We start from the raw sequence: 6,353 nt of genomic DNA, 5'->3' as shown, positions 1-6,353 counted from the left end.
ATATTCACTCTATTTCAATATGTTAGAAATAAAAAATCTTATATCACTAACTCTGAAACACTAACCAATTTCTAATAAAGTATATGAATTAAAAACTTTTAAAGTCCTAAATTATTTAAATTATACTTTTAGGAGAGTGATTGTAAAAAATTTCTTTTTCACCGAATAATCTTTCTGAAATGATATCTCTTTCTCTACAATAGTCAATAAGTTTATTGGATTGGACAATTGGATTCGATTCATCTGTATATTTAATACTGCTAATAAACTCCAACCACGGCTCCTGTCCCATAGCATAAACGTAAACTTCTTTTGCATTAAAAGCATTGATTAGTCCTTTTCCTCTTTCAAAATTTGAGCCAGCTAACCTCCGTGAGAGATCTTTATCTCTAGCTAAACTTTCTGTTAATAATGGTCCATAAAGCCATGACAAAGGAGCTCCATCACACTCCATTCCCAAAAATAATACATCTACATCTCCTAATATTTCCTGAACATGTTGATAGAGCCTTGATTCAATATTACATGAGTCTGCAACAAAAAGCATTCTAAAATCCCCTACACTAACATGATGACATATTTTTGCTTGTATATTTAAATCTGAATGTTCTCCTACAAAAGGAACACCAGTAATCACACAATCACTAAACTTAATGGCTTCCATTTCATCAATTTCTATAACATTATAAAAACCTAGAGCATTCAACATCAATTTTATACTTGGATCTTGCAGAGCACCGTTAGATGATCTTGGTACAACTATATTCTTAATTTTATGGCGCAGGGGAATTAATGTTTCAAACAAAATATGATCCTGATGATTATGGGTAATAAGTACATAATCAATCGTTTCCGGTAAATCCATATCTGAAAACCTTTCTATTTCTTGGTTATAACCGTAATAGCTTATTACTGGATCCAGCATTATACTAATATCTTTCGTTTCTACAAGAATACAAGCATGTCCAAAGTATCTCATTCTTACCTTATCTCCTTGATATTTTTCATATTCTTTTGGAGCTTCAGTCGTAAAAAAAGAGTCAAAAAGGTGCTCTTGTTCATTACTTATTCCTAATAGTTGTTTAATAGAATTTACATCACCAGGATTTTTTTTCATCTTGCTCAACTCGTCTAAACCTTTATGGTTAAACGGAATATCTAAGTGAATTTTATCTGCATCTGCTAAACGTGGTGTACTTAAAACAAAAGGACGTTCATCATTTTCTGTCAACCACAACAATATACTTTGCGAATCAGGGTTGTAAAATTTGCTATGATACAAAAGAGGCTCAAAAAAGCGAAAAGAAGATTGATTATTTAAATCGTAATAAAGCTCTACATATCCTTTAAGTATTTCAGGTACTTCCTCATATAAAGGATCTAAAGAATAGCCCTTTGCTTTATTTTTTAAAAGAGCATCCAGTGTATTTATTGCTTCACTAAAAGCGATCATATCCTTCTGCTTCTCCAAGGTTTCTTCTTTTAATTTTTGAATTTCATCTACCCTTTTTCCTTCGTAATCAATAAAGGGACCTCCTAACATTTTTGGGTTTTTTACTGCAGCTGCATGGGCAGAGGGTGCCTGAATATAAGAGTTCATGATTTTTAAATTTCGACCGGTTATATTCATTGCACTAGTGGCAGGAGAAATCAAATGACTCCACGCATACCAATTATTAAACAACGGTTCAATTACCACATTAGGCTTTAAAAATAATTTCTGATTATTCATTTTTGTAATTTATTTATATAATTTTTAGATAAGGTATTCTTATATTAGAAGTAGCCTTTATAGTTGTAATACTGTACTTTATTGGTCTCAGATCGGGGTTTAAAACCCTGCAATTTATTGCAGTACTTTAGTAATATGAAAGAATATAAAAATACTAGTTTTTAAATTGAGCTGATATCAGTTTTTAGAGTTTTTATCTAAGTTTAAAATAGAGAGACTTTCAGTCTCTCGTAGAACCAAACCTCTGCACTTTCAGTCCAGAGGTTTGGTTTTTGGAGTTTCTTTTATTAAAGAAACTCCATTTCAGTTACATTTCTATTTTTATATTTTCATTTCTTTTTTTTTATTTAATATGTAGTTATAAGACAAGTTTATTTAAATCAATCAAAATATCACACACTTGTTTGCTATGAATATTATCTAACATATTTAAGTGGGTAGAAGGAATATTGTGTACAATTACCTCTTTAGTAGTATACCTTTGCCATCCATAATCAAATTCTTCATTATCATTTTGAACCAAATTTATTTCCTTTTCATTTTCTCCTTCACTTAATACATACATTGCTCTAAATAAAACAATTGATATGTCTAATTTTTCTTCCCGAGGCAAATAATTATAATTTTTATTACAGATATTAACTTCCAAATGCCCTCTTATATCCTCCTCACTTATTTTAAATTTTGAGTTGTTTAATAATTTACTCACCTGCGTAATTTGCTCTTCCTTTGTTTTATCTTCGAGAACTAAATCAGAAGAAGTAAAATCTTTTCCTAGTATTGCATGTACTAGTTTTTTTAACAAATCTCTATATACTTCTTCTTGATCTATGTTTTCATCTTTTGGAAAACTAAATTCTAAAGGGGAGCTATCAAAAATTAATAATTCTTCAACATCAAAACCGTCATTTAATAATTGTGATGCCATTTCATAAGCAACAATTCCTCCAAAAGAATATCCCCCTAGTCTATAAGGTCCGCTTGGATTTAATTTTTGCATTTCTATAATAAATGTGGAAGCCATCTCTTCAATAGATTTTGAAATTGGTGATTTTCCATCCAAACCAGGGGATTGAAATGCATAAACTGGTTGATCTTCTCCTAATAGCTTCACTAATTGTATATAAGAGTTTATTGTTCCACTTCCGGGAGGAGCTAAAAAGATCTCTTTTTTATTTCCTGCTTCCTGTAATGGTATCATAATATCATTTTTATAAGAAAGCAATGAATTCATATTCTCAACAAAATTATATATAGTTGGATATTTAAATATATCAATAATGTTTATGTTAGTATTGAGCAATTTATTAATAGTAGCAACTAATTTTACGACCAGTAAACTATGACCACCCAATTCAAAGAAGTTATCATAAACTCCTACTTTTTCTACTCCCAACAAATTCTGCCAAATTTGAGCTAGTTTACCTTCAGTCTCTGTACGCGGAGCAATATACTCTTTTGTAGACAAATCTGAACTATCAGGATCCGGCAAAGCTTTTCTGTCCAGCTTTCCGTTTGACGTCAACGGCAGCTCTGCCAACTCAACCCAAATCATAGGAACCATATACTCCGGTAAACTTAATTTCAACTGTTCCTGTAAAGCAGCCCTGTCCAGCTTGCCTTCAGCAACAACATAACCAATCAAACGTTTGGTATCATTTGAATCCTCTTTGGCCAATACACAACAATGAATGATTCCTGCTATCGATGACAATACATTCTCGATTTCACCAAGCTCTATTCGATAACCACGAATCTTAACCTGATCATCCTTCCTACCGATAAACTCAAGATTGCCATCAGGCAACCAACGTGCTAAATCTCCAGTCTTATAAATTCTATCCCCTTCAATAAAAGGATTCGAGATAAACTTCTCCCTGGTTAATTCTTCTTTGTTCAGATAACCACGAGCAACACCTGCCCCTCCTATACATAGCTCCCCAATTACACCAATTGGCAAAAGATGGTGAGCTTCATCCATGATATAAACCATAGTATTATCTATTGGTTTTCCAATAGGAATTTTAGTTAGTGGAGTACTAGCTACTTTATAAGTGGTTGCAACTACTGTACTCTCTGTTGGTCCATAATTATTATAAATATCAATATTAACCTGTTTATTTAAACGTAACACATCTCCTCCTGTTAAAACAACAAGATTTGGTAAGGAAATTTCTTGTTCTATAATACTTTCACATAATGAAGTTGGTATGTAACTATGGCTAATAGAATTCTCAAGCACAAACTTGGAGAATTGATCCAAATCATATCGTATTTTATCTGAAATAGGATATAGACTGGCTCCTGAAACTAAATATGGGCAAATTTCCCAAATACTTGCATCAAAACCAATTCCTGAAAACAAAGAACTTCTACTTTTTGCAGTAACAGCATACATTCTCTTGTGCCATAAACATAAATGAATTAAATTTTTATGTTCAATCATCACTCCTTTAGGTTGCCCTGTACTTCCCGAAGTATAAATAACATAAGCCAGATCATCTGACTTTATAACAATACGCGGTAAAGCAACTGCATAATCGGAAATAGTATCTTTGAATAAACTCAGATATAAATCATCTATAATTATACTACAACCACTGTCTTTCTTTATATATTCTTTTCTTTCCTCAGGGTAATTAAGATCTATAGGAACATACACAGATCCTGTTTTTAGTATAGCTAAAAATGATATTATTAACCAATCACTGCGTTCCAAAACAACCCCAATTAAACACTGCGAATTAATTGAGATAGTAGTTAATAAATAATTTGCAAGCTGATTTGACTTCTCATCTAATTCTTTATAACTTAACTCTGCTCCTTCGTAAACAACAGCTATAGCAGCAGGAGTCTTCTTCACCTGTTCTTCAAACAAATCAACCAATGTCTTATCTTTTGGATAAGCAACTGTCGTATCATTAAATGAATACAATAACTGGTGGAACTCCTTTTCCTGCAAAATTAAGCCCACACTTACATGGCTATCAAGCTTATCAGTAAAGCAATTTAAAATACTATCCAGATATGTATGAAAACGTTCTAAAGATAGTTCTGACTTGAAGTTCTTATGCAAAGCATATTGAAACTCAACTCCCATTCCTCCAGTTAAATTTACTGTCAAATTTAAACTCGAGCTGGTTCGCTCAAAAGAAGTCGTTTTTAATCCCTTGTTACTTTCTACATCATCATTGGAGACTGGAATATTTGTCGAAGTATCTTCCAAAATGATATCATTATAAACATGGAAATCAATATAGTTGAATAAGACATCAAAAAAGGAATCATCTCTATCTATCCCGATAAGACGTTTAATCTCAAAAAAAGTCAAATGACCATAGAGATTTATTTCGTTCATCTTTTTTTCGATGCTTTCAAAATACGACAACCAGCTTTTTTCCGATTCAAAAACATATCGTACTGGTAAAGTATTTAAAAAACACCCCAAAACTTTATCTCCATCTTTAATCGAGGGACGATTATTTGCCACCAGTCCAACTGTAAGCTCTTTTTCATAGGTAAACATCTGCAAAGCATAAATATAAGCTCCGAACAATACGCTTTTGAGTGTTAAATTATGATCTTTACATTGTTTCTTTAGAGCATTCAAAAAAGAAAGATCATATTGTTTTGTATAATACTCTGTTATTTCTGTTTCCTCCGAAAAAATATCCAAATACTTATATCCTGACAACTCTTCTTTCCAGAAGGAAATTGCATCAACATCTTGTTTAGCGATCAATTCCTTGATGATAAAATCACGTTGGCTGCAAGCCAGTGAAGTAGTAAAAAAAGAATCGTTCCCTTTTTTTAATTCAAAGTAAGTCTTGTAAAGTTCGGTAATAAATGAGGCAACACTCCAGCCATCCATAATAGAATGATGAAACTGGTAAACAAATACCTTATGACTATTATCTATATTAAAAATACTAAAACGATATAAGGAGCCTTCCTGAATATCAAAAGGAATAGCTCGCTCTGATATCAAAAATTCTTCAATTTTCCTTTCCTGATTCTCTTTATCAAATAGACTTAAGTCTATTTGTTTTATATCAAAGTAAACTCTCTTAGATACAATCTGAATGGGTTGATCATAATCTGAAAAATTAAAACTTGTACGAAATATTGAATGTTTCTCAATTAATAATGAAATCGCTTTATTAAACTTAGCAAGATCGAAAGAGCCATCCTGAAAAGGAAACAACATCTGATCATGAAAAACTCCTAAACTTGGATCCACCAAGGATTCCATAATCATCCCTTGCTGAACATCAGTCATAGGATAAATATCTTCTACCAAATCTGAATTCGCGATAGAATTCATAACTGATAATCGCAACGATATTATTTCAGACTCAACTGTTTTGTAAAGTTGTTCTATCTTATTATCATATTGATCACTATTTAATACTAAAGCTGAAAACCGCTCTATATTGCTATATCTAAAAAGATCTCGTAATTGAATTCGTTGATTGAAAGTTTCATTTATTTTTGAGATCAATCTAATAGAAATAATAGAATCACCTCCCAGCTCAAAGAAATTATCATAAATACCTACTTTCTCTACTCCAAGCAAATTCTGCCAAATCTCTGTCAGTTGCTTTTCAGTATCAGTGCGCGG

The 6,353-nt window shown here is 31.8% G+C and carries 2 protein-coding genes; both read right to left on the bottom strand.

Translation table 11 applies throughout. From position 1 onward, the window contains the following. Window positions 1-115 precede the first annotated feature (115 nt). Window positions 116-1,732, bottom strand: a complete 1,617-nt coding sequence (locus FLA105534_RS22805) for an MBL fold metallo-hydrolase (RefSeq protein ID WP_173968376.1) — start codon at window positions 1,730-1,732, stop codon at window positions 116-118. Between the two features lie 358 nt (window positions 1,733-2,090). After that, window positions 2,091-6,308, bottom strand: a complete 4,218-nt coding sequence (locus tag FLA105534_RS22800) for an amino acid adenylation domain-containing protein (protein ID WP_246253298.1) — start codon at window positions 6,306-6,308, stop codon at window positions 2,091-2,093. Window positions 6,309-6,353: the final 45 nt, after the last annotated feature.

The organism is Flavobacterium collinsii (genome assembly GCF_902804485.1).
GTDB classification, from domain to species: domain Bacteria; phylum Bacteroidota; class Bacteroidia; order Flavobacteriales; family Flavobacteriaceae; genus Flavobacterium; species Flavobacterium collinsii.
This window is presented reverse-complemented; position numbering and strand designations above follow the sequence as displayed.